This is a genomic window from Agromyces sp. NPDC058484 (genome assembly GCF_042720415.1).
In the GTDB taxonomy this organism is placed as follows: domain Bacteria; phylum Actinomycetota; class Actinomycetes; order Actinomycetales; family Microbacteriaceae; genus Agromyces.
This window is the reverse complement of sequence record NZ_JBHXMP010000009.1, coordinates 127249-143047: the sequence shown is the minus strand read 5'-3', so window position 1 is coordinate 143047 and position 15799 is coordinate 127249. Positions and strand designations below refer to the sequence as shown.

Below are 15799 nucleotides of genomic sequence, written 5' to 3'. Positions count from 1 at the left end.
AACGGCGCATGGCCGCCCGTGTGCCGCCACGGCTGGAAGTGATCGCTCGCGAACACCGACTCCATGCCGTGCCCTTCCGCGGCGACCGCGATCTCGACGAGCTCGCGAGGCGCGAACTGCTCCGCACTGGCCTTGTATCCGAGGGTGAGCGTCATGATGTTCCCTTTCGATCGGCGAGGCGCGCGACGGCTTCGGCGGTGTGATCGCCGACTCCATGGTGCAGCACGGCCTCGAGTCCGTCGGCGGTGTCGACGTCTCGAGTGAGGCCCGGGGCAGCGGATGCGTCGAGCTCGACGAACCCGGCCGCGACGTGCCGCGCGGCCGAATCGGGTCCGAACCTGGGCTCGAACGCCGCTTCCGGCGCTGCGGTCGCCAGGGTGGTGCCGGTGCCGTCGGCGTCGCGCACGAAGGCGAGCGGATGCCGCGACGCGGCCTTCAGGGCCGCATCGAGCTCCGGCGGCCGCAAGCCCGGCAGGTCGCCGAGCAGCACCGCGACCGCGACGTCCCGAGCCGCTCCGCTGCGCACGTGGGCGATGCCATGGCGGATCGCCGACCGCATCCCGCGTTCGTCGCCTCCCGGCTCCGCGAGGAACTCCGCGCCATCGGCGAGCGTCGGGTCGTCGCCCACGACGACGACCCGCTCGACCGAGTCGGCGGCGCGCGCTGCGGCGATCGTGTCGAGCGCGAACGCTCGTGCGAGCAGCACCCGGGCGTCGTCGGCGAGCGCCGGGGTGAGCCGCGTCTTGCCGACGGCTGGGGCCTTCACGGGGATCACGACGGTCCAGGTGAGCGGTGCGGCCGCGGCATCCGTGCGCTCCTTCATGCGTGCAATCCGGGGAGCACCTCGCGGCCGAAGACCTCGAGCCACTCGGCCTGGTTGCGGCCGACGTTGTGCAGGTAGATGCGGTCGAAGCCGAGGTCGAGGTGCCGCTGGATCTCGGCACGGTGCCGATCGGGGTCGGCCGAGACGACCATGCTCCCCGCGAAGTCCTCGGGGCGCACCGTGCGCGCGAGCTGCTCGAACTCGAAGGGCGAGCGGATGTCGCTGCGCCCGAAGCGCATCCCCGCGATCGGCCACTCGACGAGCGCGTCGCGCATCGCCTCCTCGTCGGTGGGCGCCCAGGAGAGGTGCAGCTGCAGCACCTTCGGCATCTTCGACACGTCACGCCCGGCCTCCCGGGCGCCGTCGCGGAACCGGGCGAGCACGGCCTCGAGCCGGTCGATCGGCCCGCTCGTCGTGATGAGCCCGTCGGCCACCCTGCCCGCACGGCGCGCCGTCACGGGCCCTGCGGTGGCGACGAGGATCTCGGGTGCCGTGGCGGGCATCGTCCACAGGCGGGTGGACTCGAGCCGGAAGCTCGGGCCGGAATGCCGCACGTCGCGCCCTGCGAGGGACGCCGTGAAGAGCTTGCGGATGACGTCGACCGCCTCGAACATGCGGTTGATGCGGTCGGCCGCCTCGGGCCAGTACTCGCCGACGATGTGCTCGTTGAGCGCCTCGCCCGAGCCGATGCCGAGCCAGTGCCGGCCCGGGTACATGGCGGCGAGCGTCGCGCTCGCCTGCGCCACGACGGCGGGATGCGTGCGGAACGTCGGTGTCGTGACGCCCGGGCCGAAATCGCCGCTGGTGCGCTCGCCGATGGCGCCGAGCACGCTCCAGACGTGCGACGACCAGCCCTGCCTGGGCAGCCAGGGCTGGAAGTGATCGGTGGCCATCACCCCCGAGAAGCCGTGCTGCTCCGCGAGTGCGGCGAATCCGACCGCATCCGAAGGATGGAACTGCTCGAGCATCGCGGCGTAGCCGATGTGCACTGACACTCCCCTTCGTCGCTACTCGGCCAGCGGGCCCTCGGCCTGCGCCTCGTCGAAGCCGTCGCGATAGCCGTCGTTGTAGGCCTCATCGGCGCCCACACGGAACAGGTCGCGTTCGGCCGGCCGCTGGATGCTGCGCGCGCCGGGCAGGTCGAGGTCCCCGACGAATCGGCCGAGCCCGCGTACGACGGCGACCGGCACACCCGACGACTTGCCCTTGACGAGCTCGGCGGCGCCCGCGATCTCGTCGGCGACGCACGGCATGGTGACGGCGAGCGGCTTGCCCGAGGCATCCGCCTGACCGCGCAGGTCCTCGAAGACGTGCACGCCGGCCGCGCCGATCGCGGTGTCGGTCTGCCCCTCCCGCCACGGGCGGCCGAGGGTGTCGGAGAGGATGACGCCCACCGAAGCGCCGGTGAGCGCACGGATGCCGGTGGCGAGCGCCCGCGCGGACGCGTCGGGGTCGACGGGCAGCAGCAGCACCGTTCCGTGCGGCGCGTTGGACGCGTCCACCCCGGCGGCCGCACCGATGATTCCCTGGCGGTTCTCGACGATGCGGGTCACGCCGCCGTCGTGCTCCCGCGTCGCCACGACCCGGACCGTCTCATCGGTGATGGCCTGCTCGCGGTCGTCGGCCTGCACGACGCGCCCCTCGGACTTCGACACGATCTTCGAGGTCACCACGAGGATGTCGCCGTCGCCGAGCTCCGTGGCGCCGGCGATGAGCGCGGCGAGGTCGTCGCCGCTGGAGATCTCGGGCAGCCCCTCGACGCCTTCGATGCTGAACTTCACGGCCACCCCCGGACTCCATCGGTGCTGCATCGATCCTTGCAGCTTCGGGCGTGCCGCTGCCAGAATTCGGCCATGACGCGCCCGGAGACCGCAGCCACGACGCGCCCGGTGATCGTCTGGGACCTCGTGCTCACGATCGTGCTGCTCGTCATCATGATCGGCGTCGCGCTGCTCGCATCGTTCCTGTCGTTCTTCCTCGCGTTCGCGGGCGACCCGTGCGGGTCGGGCATCACGTGCGACTACGACCGCATGGGCGCGGGCATGCTCATCGCGATGATCGGGCCGATCGCGGCCGCGCTCCTCGCCCTCATCGCCGCCGTCATCGTGCTCGTGCGCACGCGCATCGCGTTCTGGATCCCGCTCGTGGGCGTCGTGCTCGCCGTCGGCGTGTTCGTCGGCGGGGCGGCACTCACCATCTCGGGCGTGCCCGGCGCGACGTTCTGAGCGCTGCCCGGCGGGCGACTCGCGCGCAAGGGCTTGAGCGCCACGCCCCCGGCATGCCTACGATCGACCATGAACGCCCGCCACGCCGGCTCGAACGCCCCCGACGCGCAGTCCTCGCTCCATCGTGACGCCACTCCGGGCGACGGACGAGATGAGACGCCGAACGAGCGAAGCGACCGCAATTGGAACGACATCCTCCAAGAACTCCGCGTCGCGCTCAACGGCACGCAGCTCATCGGCGGATTCCTTCTCGCCGTCGCCTTCCAGGCCCGTTTCGAAGAGCTCGACGGCTACCAGCTCACCCTCTACCTCATCCTCGTGACGCTGGCCGGACTCGCGACGGTCGTCGGCCTCGCACCGGTGACCCTGCACCGAACGCTCTTCCGGCGCCAGGTGAAGGAACGCGTCGTGCGCACCGGGAATCGCCTTCTCATCACGCACCTCGTGGTCGTGGCGCTCCTCGTGATCGGCGTGACCGGCCTGATCTTCGACTGGGCCCTGTCCCGCACCGCCGGGATCATCGCGCTGGTCGTCGGCGCGATCGTGCTCGTCGTGCTCTGGGTGGTGCTGCCGCGCCGCGAGATCGTGAAGGAAGGAGAGGACGAGCCTGCCGAGATCGCCGCCGAGTGAGGGCGGCCGCCCGCTCGGCCGTCGGTGTCGTCGCGCCGTCCTAGGCTTGGATGCATGCGCATGGCCACCTGGAATGTCAACTCGATCCGCACCCGCGTCGGTCGCGTCGTCGACTGGATGGTGCGCGAAGACGTCGACGTGCTCGCGATGCAGGAGATCAAGTGCAAGCCCGAGCAGTTCCCGGCCGAGGAGTTCGAGTCGCAGGGCTACGAGCTCGCGATCCATGGGTTCGACCAGTGGAACGGCGTCGCCATCGCGAGCCGATCGCCCATCGAGGGAGTGGAGACGAGCTTTCCCGGCATGCCCGGGTTCCTGAAGGGCGTCGAGGGTCCCGACCAGCCGCAGGAGGCGCGCGCGATCGGCGCGGTCGTCGACGGCGTGCGGCTGTGGAGCCTGTACGTGCCGAACGGCCGCTCGCTCGGCGACCCGCACTACACGTACAAGCTCGACTGGCTCGCGGCCCTCGCCGAGTACACGCGCGGTGAGACATCCGCTCATCCCGACGTGCCGTTCACGCTCATGGGCGACTTCAACATCGCGCCCTTCGATCACGACAACGGCGACCCTGCGGTGGTCGAAGGGGTGTCGACGCATGTGTCGCCGGCCGAGCGGCAGTCGTTCTTCGCGCTCGAGGGGGCCGGCGTGACGGATGTCGTGCGCCCGCGCCTGCCCGAGGGCTACACGTACTGGGACTACAAGCAGCTGCGGTTCCCCCGCAACGAGGGCATGCGCATCGACTTCATCCTCGGCTCGAAGCCGTTCGCCGACAATGTGACCGATGCTTCCATCCATCGCAACGAACGCAAGGGCAACGCCCCGTCCGATCACGTTCCGGTGCTCGTCGACCTCGCCATCGGCGGCGGCGGCGGCGAAGACCTGCCGATGATCTTCGGCTGAAGGCAGAGACGATCATGACCACGCGACCACGGCTCACCGCCGCGGTGGTCGGCATGGTCACCGCGATCTCGTTGGCGGCGTGCACCGCGTGGTTCGATCCGTCGCCGCCGGAATCCGCCACGCCCCGGCCCCTGCCGAAGGTCGAGACCTCGGCGCCCGATTCGCCGCTCACCGTCATCGCCGACGAAGACGCGGTCGCGACGGCCATCGCGACGAGCACCGCCGTGTTCGCGAGCTCTCCGGCCGTCATCGTCGGTGTCGGCGACGATGCGCAGCAGCTGCTCACCGCGGCATCGGCGTCGGTCGCGCTCGGCGTGCCGATGCTGCTGGCAGCGCCGGACGCGCCCCGCTCGAGCAGGGAAGAACCCGACGGTGGGGCGGCAGACCCGGTCGCTGAAGAGGTGGAGCGGCTCGACGCCGGTCACGTCGTGGTCATCGGCGGCGATGACGACGACGATCTGCGGTTCGGTGACGCGGTCGTGTCGGTGCCCGTGCACGGTTCGACGTCGTCGGCCCTTGCGGAGGACGTGGCACGGGTCCTCGGGATCACGCTCGCTCCGACGCCGCTCGACGCCGCCGACGGCGTGCTCGCATCGGTCGCCCGGCTGGATGCGGCGACGCCGCAGCTCCTGCTCGAGTCCGAGGACTCCGAGCCCGGGGCCTCCGAGTCGGAGCCTTCCGAGCCGGAGGCCTCCGAGCCCGAGGCCGCCGTCTCGGCGACCCCGGCACCCGGCACGGACGACGTCCGACCGACACTGCCCCACGTGCCGCGGGGCGAGGCCCTTCGATCCACGGTCGTCGTGGCCGTCGACGAGCCCGCGCAGCTCGCGGCCGTTGCCACCGCTCGCGCCGCCGGCGCCACGGTCACCGTGCTGCCCGCCGGCGTGCACGACGTGCAGGCCTCGCCCGCAGCGATCGAAGCCCTGCACAGCGCTGCCGGTGGTCCCGCCATCGTGGTCGGCGCGGCCTTCGCGACCCGCACGTCGCTCGACTGGGAGGTGCGCGCCGCCCGCACGGGCGCGCAACTCCCCGGCGGCGGCCAGCGGCTCTTCCCCGGGCACCTGCTCGTGCTCGAGTACGGCATGCCCGGGGTTCCCGCGCTCGGCATCCTCGGCGAACAGCCCCTCGCCGAGAGCGTCGCCCGAGCGAAGGAGCTCGCCGCGGCGTACGTTCCGCTCACCTCCCGCACCGTCATGCCCGCCTTCGAGATCATCACGACGCTGGCGTCGGGGTCGGCGGGCGACGACGGCGACTACTCGACCGAGACCGACGTCGAAGAGCTCCGACCCTGGGTCGAGGAGGCCGGACGCCAGGGCATGTACGTCGTGCTCGACCTGCAACCCGGGCGCAGCAGCTTCCCGAGTCAACTCGAGCAGTATCGGCCGCTGCTCGAGTACCCCTGGGTCGGGCTCGCCCTCGACCCCGAATGGCGGCTGGCGCCCGACCAGCACCATCTCGTCGACATCGGCCAGGTCGACGCCGCCGAGGTCAACCAGGTGATCGCCCTGCTCGCCGAGATCTGCGACACGGGCGACCTGCCGCCGAAGCTGTTGGTGCTGCATCAGTTCCGCACCGACATGATCCTGAATCGCGAGCTGGTCGACGTCACCCGGTCCGAGGTCACGGTGCTGATCCACGCCGACGGTCAGGGATCGCAGCCGGCGAAGCAGGACACCTGGCGGAACCTGCACGAGAACGCACCCGCGGTCGCCTGGGGTTGGAAGAACTTCTACGACGAGGATGCCCCGATGCTCACGCCCGAGCAGACGATGCAGGTGCAGCCCCCACCCGACCTGGTGTCGTACCAGTGATCAGGGCGATGTTTCAGGCACGACGTCTACCCTCGATGTCGTGACGACCTCTGCCGACCGCGTCGCGGGCGACGCTTTCACCGGGGTGGTGCTCGACGCGCGCTACCGCCTCGACGCGCTCATCGGGCGCGGCGGAATGGCGAGCGTCTACCGTGGGGAGGACCTCTCGCTCGGTCGACCCGTCGCCGTCAAGGTGTTCGCCGAGGCCGCCGAGGGCATCGACGACGGCGAGCGCCGCAAGTCCGAAACCGCCCTGCTCGCGAGTCTCGCGCATCGCGCGCTGGTACGCCTCTACGACGCCTCCCGAGACCCCGAGTCGGGTCGCGAGTTCCTCGTGATGGAACTCATCGACGGGCGCGACCTGCGCGAGGCACTGAAGCTCGGGCCGCTCAGTCCGGCGGATGCCGCGGGCCTGCTCGCCGACCTCGCCGAAGCGTTGCACGTCATCCACGAGCGAGGGATCGTGCACCGCGACGTGAAGCCCGCGAACGTGCTGCTCGAACCGGCCCACCTGCCGACGCGCACCTGGAACGCGAAGCTCGCCGACTTCGGCATCGCCCGGCTCATCGACGATGCCCGGCTCACCCGCACCGGCCTCCTGGTCGGCACGCCCGGCTACCTCAGTCCCGAGCAGGTGAGCGGCGCTGCGCCCGGCCCCGCCGCCGACATCTACTCGCTCGGCCTGCTCGTGCTCGAGGCGCGCACCGGCTCGACCGCGTTCCCCGGTCCGGCGGTCGAGGCCGCGAGCGCCCGCCTCGTGCGCGACCCCGAGATCCCCGAGTCGCTCGGCACCGACTGGGCGTCGCTGCTGCGTGCGATGACGGCGCGCGAGCCCGGCGACCGGCCGAGCGCCATCGACGTCGCCGTGGCGGCGACCGCGCTCGACACGTCGCCGTCCACCGCGCAGGATGCCACGGCGCCGACTATCGCGTTCGCCGACGTTGCGGAGCCGGCGACCTCCGAAGCCACCGCCGCGACGAGGGTGCTCCCCGCGGCCGACCGGTCGTTCTTCGGCATGCCGGCGCAGCGGGTTGCACCTGCCGAGCCGGCGACGCGGGCTGCCTCCGCCGAGCCGGCGACCACCGGGGCATCCGAGCACCGTCCGCCTCGCTGGCTGCGACCGGCCGTCGGGATCTCGATCATCGTCGCGCTCGCCGTCGTCGTCGCGGTGCTCCTGTTCTCGTCGCTGACGGCGCCGCAGCCCGCGACGCCGACACCCGAGCCGCTGCCCGCGGTACCGGGCGAGCTCGGCGTGCACCTCGAGGAGCTCGACGAGGCGGTGAGCGGATGACCCGGCTGATGCGTCACGCCCCGCGACGGCCCGCCCGCCGCCGCGCCGCACTCACCGCTGCCGCCATCTCCGTCGCGCTCGCACTCGGGCTCTCGGCGTGCGGCACCTCGGGCGAGCAGGAGACCGCCGACGCGATGCACACCTCGGTCGTGCAGATCGCCGAGCGCGCGGCAGCCGGCGACTACGCCGGCGCACTCGCCGGGCTCGCCCTCCTCGACCGCGACGTGACCGCGGCCGTCGGCGCGGGGATCATCGACGCCGACCGTGAGCAGCGGATCCGCGCGGCGATGGAACTCGTGCGCATCGATCTGGAGGCCGCCGAGGTCGCCACGACGCCGGTGCCCGAGCCGGCTCCCGTCGATGGCGGCGGTGACGAGGGCGGCGATGACGGTGGGGACGAAGGCGGAAACGACGGCCCCGGCAACAGCGGGAACAATGGGAACAACGGGAACAACGGGAACAACGGGAACAACGGGAACAGCGGGAACAACAAGGACAAGGACAAGGACAAGGACAAGGACAAGGACAAGGGAAAAGGGGGCGACTGACCCTCCGACCAGCCTGCCGCACGCGCTGGGCGATCGATGCGTGAACGCGGTTGCTATCGGCCGGTGAACCGCTCCATCGAGCGGTAGACGCCGAAGCCGTCGCCGACGACCCGGTCGAAGACGCGCGTCGGCAGCAGTCCGCGGAGCGCCCGGGAGAGGCCGACGCTCCAGGGCAGTTGGACGAGCGGCGTGCCGGCGAGCATCGCGCGCCACACGCGGTCGACCACGACCTCGGGCTCCAGGATCGGCGCGAGCACCGGCCCGCGCGCACCGGCGAACATCCCCGTCGAGGTGTAGCTCGGGGTCACCGTGGTGACCTTCACGTTCGTGTGGTCGGCCTGCTCGAGCTCGAGTCGCAGGGAGTCGCTCCAGCCGATGAGGGCCGCCTTCGACGCCGCGTACACCGCCATGCGGGGGTTCGCGAGGGTGCCCGCCGCCGACGCGATGTTCACGATGCGCGACTCGCGGTCGGCGTTCGCGATCATGCCCGGCAGGAACTCGCGCGTGATGTACATCGGCGCGAGCGCGTTGACCTGCATGGTGGGCCGGGTGTCCTCGCCGTTGTCGGTCTCCCAGAAGAACCGATTGCCGCGCACGATGCCGGCGTTGTTGACGAGCACATCGGGATTGCCGACCTCCTTGCGCACCTTCTGCGCGGTCTTCGCGATCGCGCCGAGGTCGCCGACGTCCACCACGAACGACTGCACGCGGGAGCGCCCGCGCGATTCGGCACCGAGCTCGTCGGCGGTGCGCCCGAGAGCGGCCGCATCGCGATCCCAGAGGATGACGGATGCCGCGTGCTCGGCCACCGCCCGTTCGGCGTACATGCGGCCCATACCGCCGGCCGCGCCCGTGATCAGCACGTTCGCGCCGCGCACCGTTCTCGTCATCGTTCCATCTTCGCGCACGCGGCATCCGTCGCCTGACGGCGCCCGCCCGCGCCGTCGGTTTCGCGAAGGTTCTCGGATCAGACGACGTATCCGGCCACGCGGAGGTTCTGGAGTCGACGCGCGCCCTTCCCTGCCCACGGTCGGTCGAACCGCGAACGTGAGGCCGACCGTGGGATCGCCCCGCGCGATCACCTGAGGAGCCTCGCCGATGGACGGTGCCGTGCACCCGACCTTGCTCGAATCGCTGTCGGCGTGGGTTCTCGTGGTCGCGTTCGCCCTCTCGCTGGCCTACGAGCTCTGGAGGGCGACCGCGAAGGCGGGAGCATCGCGCCACGACTCTGTGGGCGCATTCGTGCGGGAACTGTGGCTGTTCGTCGTCGCAGCTCTGTTGACCCTCGAGGTCTCAGGGTTCGCTCTCGCGTAGGTCGCGGCCAGAGCCGGCGCCTAACCTCGGAGGAGGCTGTCAGCGTGCGTGCGCTCGGCCGGGCGCACGTCTGCCGGCCGACTGCTGCGGAGTCGCCACGTCGTCACGATGTCGTTGCGCCCGATCAGGCGCTCTCCCGCGAGAGCCGAATCGATCCGCTGACGCACGGTGTCCTCCAGTTCGGGCTCGACGACGAAGAGCGTGCGCAGGTGGAGCACATCGCCCGTTCGCTCGGCGGACGTGTGATGAGGCGCCAGCGGGCACGGTGGCTCGTGCTCCCAGTGACCGCAGAGCGCGGCCGTGATCGCCGCCCCGGGAGCGCCGTCGTCGCCGCCGGGCGCAATTGTCGCCCTGGCTTCGTGCACGAAGACCGTCTGCACATGCAGATTCTGTCACACGTGCTCAGAACGGTCTTCCGCTCGGCAGGGGTGTGAAGACGGATGCCGCCCGCGTCCCCCATGGGGAGGCGGGCGGCATCCGTCGGTGCAGTCGCGCGATCGGGAAGCAGCGCTGGGAGTCAGCTGATCTTGCGGCGGTAGATCGCGATGGCCCAGACGTAGGCACCGATGAGGATGCCGACGAGCCAGGCGAGGGCGATCCAGATGTCGATGCCGACCGGCTGCTCGGCGAACAGCGCCCGAATCGTGTTCACGATCGAGGTGACCGGCTGGTTCTCGGCGAACCAGGCGACCGGGCCGGGCATCGAGTCGGTGGGCACGAACGCCGAGCTGATGAAGGGGAGGAAGATCAGCGGGTAGCTGAACGCGCTTGCCCCGTCGACGGTCTTCGCCGAGAGTCCCGCGACGACTGCGAGCCAGGTCAGGGCCAGGGTGAACAGGGTCAGGATGCCGACGACGGCGAGCCAGGCGGTCACGGATGCCCCGGTGCGGAACCCCATGATCAGTGCGACGCCGACCACGATCGCGACCGAGACCAGGTTCGCCACGACCGACGTCAGCACGTGCGCCCACAACACGCTCGACCTTGCGATCGGCATCGACTGGAAGCGGTCGAAGATGCCGCCCTGCAGGTCGAGGAACAGCCGGTACGCCGTGTACGCGACGCCCGACGCGATCGTGATCAACAGGATGCCCGGGAGCATGTAGTCGATGTACGACTCGTCGGATCCGGTGTTGATCGCCCCCCCGAGCACGTAGGTGAACAGCAGCATCAGCGCGATCGGGGTGACCGCGGTGGTGATGATCGTGTCGGGGCTGCGGAGGATGTGCGTCAGCGAGCGGCCGGTGAGCACGCGGGTATCGCTGAGGACATGGGTGGTCATCGGGATGCCTCCTTCAGTTGTTCGTTCGCCGCGGCGGTGTCGCGCGAATCGCCGGTTTCGCCCTCGGCGCCTGAGCCTGTCGAAGGGCCGACGAGCGCGAGGAAGACCTCTTCGAGGGTGGGCTGCTTCTCGACGTACTCGACCTCGACGGGCGGGAGGAGCTGCTTGAGTTCGGCGAGCGTGCCGTTCTGGATGATCGTGCCCTGGTGCAGGATCGCGATCCGATCGGCCAGTTGTTCGGCCTCATCGAGATACTGCGTTGTCAGCAGCACCGTCGTGCCGCCGTTCGCGAGCTCCTTGACGGTCTGCCACACGTCGACCCGCGCCTGCGGGTCGAGGCCCGTCGTCGGCTCGTCGAGGAAGATGATCGGCGGATCGCCGATCAGGCTCATCGCGATGTCGAGCCGGCGACGCATGCCGCCCGAGTACGTCGACGCCTTGCGGCCGCCCGCCTCGGTGAGCGAGAACCGGGCCAGCAACTCGTCGGCGACCTTGCGCGGGTGCTTCACGTGGCGCAGTTTCGCCACGAGCACGAGGTTCTCACGTCCGGTGAGCACCTCGTCGACCGCGGCGAACTGCCCGGTCAGGCTGATCGACTCGCGCACCTCGTCGGGGTTCGCAGCGACGTCGAAGCCCTGGACCGTCGCAGATCCCGCATCGGCCTCGAGCAGCGTCGAGAGGATCTTGATCAGCGTGGTCTTGCCCGCACCGTTCGAACCGAGCAGGGCGAAGATGCTGCCCCGCGCCACCTCGAAGTCGACACCCCGCAACACGTGCAGGTCCTTGAACGACTTCTCGATGCCCCGAACGCTGATGGGTGGTTGGGTGGTCATTCCTTCTCCTCCTTCTTCGCCTCGTCGATCGCCTTCGTGAGGCGAGCGCGCTCCTTGTCGATCCATCGCTTGCCGCCGTACGCCTGGGCGAACGTCTCGGTGAACTCCACCGGGTCGTCGCCGACGATGTCGCCGACGGGCGTGCCGTCGAGCGCGGCCCGCTCCCAGAGGTCGGCGAGGTCGACGATCATCTGCACCATCGTGTCGCCGTCGGTGACGTCACCCGAGTACAGGAGATAGCGCTGCACGGCGCTGGCCGCCGCCGCGTACGGCTCGGGCAGGGCGTCCATGCGCGCCTTGGCCTGCTTGTACTGCTTCTTCTGCTCGAGCGAGCCGGTGAGGGCTTCGATCCACTTGGCTGCCATGATCACTTCTCTCTTTCGTAGTGCGTGTGGTCGTTGCGGTCGTGGAGTTGTTCGATGCGCCCCGCCAGGAAGCTCCACGACTTCCAGAACTCGTCGAGCACCTCGCCGCCCTGCGCGTTGAGCGAGTAGACCTTGCGCGGAGGCCCCTTCTCGGACGGGACCTTCTCGACGTCGACGTAACCTCGCTGCTCGATCCTGACCAGCAGGGCGTAGACGGTGCCCTCGGCGATGTCGGTGAATCCCTGCTCGCGAAGCCGCGCCGTGATGTCGTATCCGTACGCCGGCTGCCCGGCCAGGATCGCGAGCACGATGCCCTCGAGCGTGCCCTTGAGCATCTCGGTCATCTGCTTGCCCATCGGCCCCTCCCGTCTGCTACTCGGTGTTGCTGACTACTGGTACATAGTAATCACAAGTACCGGTAGATAGCAACACTGAATAGCGACCGCGCAGAAGAAGGATGGAAGCATGAGACCGCGTCACTGCACGAGCAGGAGCGCCCCTGAAGCGGCAAGGAGAGCGGGCATGGTCACGCGCCGTCTCGAAGCGGACTACCTGGTGGTCGGCGCCGGCGCCGCCGGCATGGCGTTCACCGACGCGCTGATCGCCGACGCCGACGTGGACGTCATCATGGTGGATCGGCGCCACGCGCCCGGCGGGCACTGGAACGACGCCTACCCGTTCGTGCGGCTGCACCAGCCGTCGGCCTACTACGGGGTGAATTCGCTGCCGCTCGGCGACGACTCGATCGACGACGAGGGCCTCAACGCCGGCATGTACGAGCAGGCGAACGCGGCCGAGATCTGCGGCTACTACGACCGGGTGATGCGCCGGAGCCTGCTGCCGTCGGGGTCGGTGCGGTACCACCCGATGTGCGAGGTCGTCGGCGACGGGCGCTTCGTCTCCCGCGTCTCGGGTGACGAGTTCGAGGTCGACGTGCGGACGGCGGTGGTCGACGCCGCCTACCTCGAGCCGTCGATCCCGGCGACCTTCGCGCCTCCGTTCGCCGTGGCATCCGGCGTGCGATGCATCCCCGTCAACGCGCTCTCGAACGTCACCGAGCCCGCGGGTCGCTTCGTGGTCATCGGAGCCGGGAAGACGGCCATCGATGCCTGCCTGTGGCTGCTGCAGACCGGAGTCGAGCCCGACGCGATCCGCTGGATCAAGCCGCGCGAGGCGTGGCTGCGCAATCGCCGGCACGCACAGGGCGGCGAACTGGTCGGCGACCTGATCGACGGCATCGCGCTGCAACTCGAGGCCGCCGCGCAGGCGACATCGGCCGACGACCTGTTCGATCGACTCGAGCTGCACGGGCTGCTCCTCCGCGTCGACGAGCGGGTGACGCCGACGATGTACAAGGCGCCCACGATGAGCACGGCCGAGCTCGAGTTGCTCAAACGCATCGACGACGTCGTACGGCTCGGACATGTCCGGCGCATCGACCGCGGCGAGGTCGTGCTCGACGGAGGCACCGTCGCGGCACAGCCGGGCGACCTGTACGTGCACTGCGCCGCGCCCGGCCTGAACCCGGCCCCGGCCGTTCCGATCTTCGTCGAGGGCCGGATCACGCTGCAGCCCATCCGCACGGGCCTCATCCCGTTCAACGCCGCACTCGTCGGATACGTGGAGGCGACGGGCCGCGACATCCGTGAGAAGAACCGGCTGTGCCCGCCGAACCGGCTGCCCGACGTGCCGCTCGACTGGGTGCGCGGGCTGCTCATCGAGATGGGCGCCGATCGCGCCTGGTCGAAGGAATCCGACATCGCGCGGTGGCTCGAGGGGGCGCGACTCAACACTTCCTGCGGGCTGCGGCAGCGCGCCGACGAGCCCCGGGTGCAGGACGCGATGGCGCGGTTCCGGGCCTTCGTGCGGCCCGGGCTCGACCGACTCGGCGCGCTGCTCGCGTCTCGGTGACGGATGTCTCGGTGCCGTACGCACCCCGACATGACAGAAGTCCCCGCCCGGGCTCTGAGTGAGCCGGACGGGGACTTCGTGGCGACGGGCTACTGGACCGTGACGTCGGGGTTCGCCGCGATCGTCGCGAAGACCGCGATCCACACGATGATGAAGATGGCGATCGACACGAAACCGATGATGATGGCGGCGATGGCGAGGCCCCGGCCGCGTTCACCCGTCTTCTTCACCTGGCTGAGGCCGATGAAGCCGAGCACGATCGCGATGACGTTGAAGCCGACCAGCGACAGCACGAACGCGACGATGGAGAGGACGTTCCACTTCTCGGTCGATGCGGGCGGCTGGGCGGGAGCGGGCGTGGGAGACGCGGCGGGAGTGGTCATGTGAGACGTCCTTGCTGTAGGTGATCGACGGTGGTGCAGACCGCATACTGGCAGCGTCGGAAAGCGGCTGTCAACGACCCCGAAGGGGTGTCGCGTCATCCGACGTCGCATGCGGCGTGGACCGCGCTCATCAGCGCCTCGCGCGATACGCCGCCCGCTCCTCGGGCATGAGGTGCTCGGTCGCATACGAGAGCATCGTGCGCGGCATCCGCGGGGCGTACTCGTCGAGGAATCCGAGGAGCGCGCCTCGATCGACCCGAGTGCCGAGCTCGCGGAGCATCCAGCCGACGGCCTTGTGCATGAGATCCTCGCGATCGTCGAGCAGCCGCGGCGCGAGTCGCAGGATCGGTCGCCCGTCACCTGCCTTGATGTACGCGAATGTCGCGAGCACCGCGACCCGGCGCTGCCAGAGCGAAGCGGATGCCGCGAGCTCGTCGAGCAGCGGATCGCCACCGCGCCCGACGTCGCGCAGGAACTCGCCCACGAGCACCTCGGCCGAGCTGTCGACGAGGTCCCAGTTGTTCACGCGGCCGGCGCGCACGGCCGCGACGTAGGCCTCGTGCAACGCGGTGCGCGTGTCGTCATCGCGGTCGGTCCCTGAGCTCGTCGAAGGGCGCGCGCGGCTCGCGAGCCTGAACTGCCGCACCATCGTGAGGAGCGCGGCGAGGCGGTGCTCGTGCACGCCGCTGGCGAGGAGCTCGCGCACCTCGGCCGGCGGCAGGTCCGAGCAGCGCGCGACGACCGCCCGGGTCTGGGGCACGGTCACGCCGATGAATCGGTCGCCCTCGCCGTACTGGCCCGGGCCGGTCTTGAAGAAGCGTGCGGATGCCGCGGCTCGCTCGGGCGAGGCGACCGCGGCGAGTGCGGCCTTCACCGCCTCGGCTGTCGCGTACGCGGCATCCGTGGCGCCCATGGCATCCGTGGCGGGGCTCATGATCGGCACCATACCGGCATGCCGACGGGCGCGGCGGTCGTCATCGACATCGCCGCGCCCGTGAACGGCGCGTAGGGTGTGCGCCGTTCAGCGCCGGCCTTCGAGCGGTGAGAGGACGTCGTCCACCTCGACCGGTACGCTGCCCTTCAGCTCGCGGATCGCCGCGGGGCTGAGCGCTCGATGCTGCGCGGTCGTCGACTGTCCGTGGAACTCGCGGAGCGCCTCAGCGCTCCACGTCCTCGCGGAGCCCGGTTGCGCCGACTGCCCGTGGAACTCGCGGAGCGCCTCAGCGCTCCACGTCCTCGCGGAGCCCGGTTGCGCCGACTGCCCGTGGAACTCGCGACGCGCCTCGGCGCTCCACGCGGTCGTGAAGCGCGACTCCACCGAACGCTGCGCGTGGGAGTCGCGGCGCGCCTCGGCGCTCGCAGCCCTCGCCGCATCGGCCCGTTCCGCATTCCCACCGCCCGGTGCGCCCGATCCGGCGCAGCCGCTCAGCAGTACCACCAGCGACACGGTGGCGATCACCGGTGCCGCCTTCCTTCTGTTCATGAC

20 protein-coding genes and 1 pseudogene are annotated in these 15799 nt (G+C 70.4%); 8 read left to right on the top strand and 13 right to left on the bottom strand.

Translation table 11 applies throughout. From position 1 onward, the window contains the following. The 4 genes and pseudogenes from ACFWN7_RS09630 to cofE form a co-directional block, all read right to left on the bottom strand. Positions 1-155: pseudogene (locus ACFWN7_RS09630) on the bottom strand (F420-dependent glucose-6-phosphate dehydrogenase); the annotation flags it as partial. Continuing rightward, on the bottom strand, positions 152-823 hold the full coding sequence (gene cofC, locus ACFWN7_RS09625) for a 2-phospho-L-lactate guanylyltransferase (protein WP_376938591.1): 672 nt from the start codon (positions 821-823) through the stop codon (positions 152-154). The gene cofC and the pseudogene ACFWN7_RS09630, both read right to left, overlap by 4 nt. Beyond that, complete coding sequence (locus ACFWN7_RS09620; protein ID WP_376938590.1) at positions 820-1818, bottom strand: TIGR03557 family F420-dependent LLM class oxidoreductase; 999 nt, start codon at positions 1816-1818, stop codon at positions 820-822. The genes cofC and ACFWN7_RS09620 overlap by 4 nt, the downstream gene beginning before the upstream one ends. 12 nt (positions 1819-1830) lie before the next feature. Further along, a complete protein-coding gene (cofE, locus tag ACFWN7_RS09615; protein ID WP_376938589.1) occupies positions 1831-2610 on the bottom strand; it encodes a coenzyme F420-0:L-glutamate ligase in 780 nt (259 codons plus the stop codon). Positions 2611-2625: 15 nt separating this feature from the next. Between cofE and ACFWN7_RS09610 the strand changes: the two genes are divergently transcribed. The 6 genes from ACFWN7_RS09610 to ACFWN7_RS09585 all read left to right on the top strand — a co-directional run bounded on the left by ACFWN7_RS09610 (position 2626) and on the right by ACFWN7_RS09585 (position 8225). Continuing rightward, positions 2626-3048, top strand: a complete 423-nt coding sequence (locus ACFWN7_RS09610; protein ID WP_376938588.1) for a hypothetical protein — start codon at positions 2626-2628, stop codon at positions 3046-3048. 69 nt (positions 3049-3117) lie between these two features. Further along, positions 3118-3678: a DUF6328 family protein gene (locus ACFWN7_RS09605; RefSeq protein ID WP_376938587.1), complete on the top strand. Its 561-nt coding sequence runs from the start codon at positions 3118-3120 to the stop codon at positions 3676-3678. A gap of 54 nt (positions 3679-3732) precedes the next feature. Next, complete coding sequence (locus ACFWN7_RS09600) at positions 3733-4575, top strand: exodeoxyribonuclease III (RefSeq protein WP_376938586.1); 843 nt, start codon at positions 3733-3735, stop codon at positions 4573-4575. Positions 4576-4589: 14 nt separating this feature from the next. Continuing rightward, on the top strand, positions 4590-6386 hold the full coding sequence (locus ACFWN7_RS09595; RefSeq protein WP_376938585.1) for a hypothetical protein: 1797 nt from the start codon (positions 4590-4592) through the stop codon (positions 6384-6386). Between the two features lie 40 nt (positions 6387-6426). Next, positions 6427-7677 (top strand): serine/threonine-protein kinase, encoded by a 1251-nt coding sequence (locus ACFWN7_RS09590; protein ID WP_376938584.1) that lies wholly within the window; start codon positions 6427-6429, stop codon positions 7675-7677. After that, positions 7674-8225: a hypothetical protein gene (locus ACFWN7_RS09585; RefSeq protein WP_376938583.1), complete on the top strand. Its 552-nt coding sequence runs from the start codon at positions 7674-7676 to the stop codon at positions 8223-8225. Before ACFWN7_RS09590 ends, ACFWN7_RS09585 begins: the two co-directional genes overlap by 4 nt. 53 nt (positions 8226-8278) lie before the next feature. Here the strand turns inward: ACFWN7_RS09585 and ACFWN7_RS09580 are convergent, their stop codons facing one another. Beyond that, entirely contained in the window at positions 8279-9115 is an 837-nt protein-coding gene (locus ACFWN7_RS09580; RefSeq protein ID WP_376938582.1) for an SDR family oxidoreductase, read from the bottom strand. Positions 9116-9323: 208 nt separating this feature from the next. On the opposite strand from ACFWN7_RS09580, the gene ACFWN7_RS09575 reads away from it, so the two are divergent. After that, on the top strand, positions 9324-9539 hold the full coding sequence (locus tag ACFWN7_RS09575; protein WP_376938581.1) for a hypothetical protein: 216 nt from the start codon (positions 9324-9326) through the stop codon (positions 9537-9539). 20 nt (positions 9540-9559) lie between these two features. On the opposite strand, the gene ACFWN7_RS09570 is transcribed toward ACFWN7_RS09575, so the two are convergent. From ACFWN7_RS09570 to ACFWN7_RS09550, 5 genes are all read right to left on the bottom strand, one after another. Then, positions 9560-9919 carry a hypothetical protein gene (locus ACFWN7_RS09570; RefSeq protein ID WP_376938580.1) on the bottom strand — a complete coding sequence of 120 codons (360 nt, stop codon included), beginning with the start codon at positions 9917-9919 and terminating at the stop codon, positions 9560-9562. 137 nt (positions 9920-10056) lie between these two features. Then, positions 10057-10821 (bottom strand): ABC transporter permease, encoded by a 765-nt coding sequence (locus ACFWN7_RS09565; protein WP_376938579.1) that lies wholly within the window; start codon positions 10819-10821, stop codon positions 10057-10059. After that, the gene (locus ACFWN7_RS09560) at positions 10818-11654 is read right to left on the bottom strand and encodes an ABC transporter ATP-binding protein (RefSeq protein WP_376938578.1); all 837 of its coding nucleotides are present in this window, start codon (positions 11652-11654) and stop codon (positions 10818-10820) included. The genes ACFWN7_RS09565 and ACFWN7_RS09560 overlap by 4 nt, the downstream gene beginning before the upstream one ends. Continuing rightward, positions 11651-12019 (bottom strand): DUF1048 domain-containing protein, encoded by a 369-nt coding sequence (locus ACFWN7_RS09555; protein ID WP_376938577.1) that lies wholly within the window; start codon positions 12017-12019, stop codon positions 11651-11653. The genes ACFWN7_RS09560 and ACFWN7_RS09555 overlap by 4 nt, the downstream gene beginning before the upstream one ends. Before the next feature lie 2 nt (positions 12020-12021). Continuing rightward, positions 12022-12375 carry a PadR family transcriptional regulator gene (locus ACFWN7_RS09550; RefSeq protein WP_376938576.1) on the bottom strand — a complete coding sequence of 118 codons (354 nt, stop codon included), beginning with the start codon at positions 12373-12375 and terminating at the stop codon, positions 12022-12024. 166 nt (positions 12376-12541) lie between these two features. Between ACFWN7_RS09550 and ACFWN7_RS09545 the strand changes: the two genes are divergently transcribed. Further along, the gene (locus tag ACFWN7_RS09545; RefSeq protein ID WP_376938575.1) at positions 12542-13930 is read left to right on the top strand and encodes an NAD(P)-binding protein; all 1389 of its coding nucleotides are present in this window, start codon (positions 12542-12544) and stop codon (positions 13928-13930) included. Between the two features lie 89 nt (positions 13931-14019). Here ACFWN7_RS09545 and ACFWN7_RS09540 read toward each other — a convergent pair whose 3' ends face one another. The 3 genes from ACFWN7_RS09540 to ACFWN7_RS09530 form a co-directional block, all read right to left on the bottom strand. Then, a complete protein-coding gene (locus tag ACFWN7_RS09540; protein ID WP_376938574.1) occupies positions 14020-14313 on the bottom strand; it encodes a DUF4190 domain-containing protein in 294 nt (97 codons plus the stop codon). 130 nt (positions 14314-14443) lie between these two features. Then, positions 14444-15247 (bottom strand): DNA alkylation repair protein, encoded by an 804-nt coding sequence (locus ACFWN7_RS09535; protein WP_376938573.1) that lies wholly within the window; start codon positions 15245-15247, stop codon positions 14444-14446. An 87-nt stretch (positions 15248-15334) separates the two neighbouring features. Further along, positions 15335-15796 carry a hypothetical protein gene (locus ACFWN7_RS09530; protein WP_376938572.1) on the bottom strand — a complete coding sequence of 154 codons (462 nt, stop codon included), beginning with the start codon at positions 15794-15796 and terminating at the stop codon, positions 15335-15337. Positions 15797-15799: the final 3 nt, after the last annotated feature.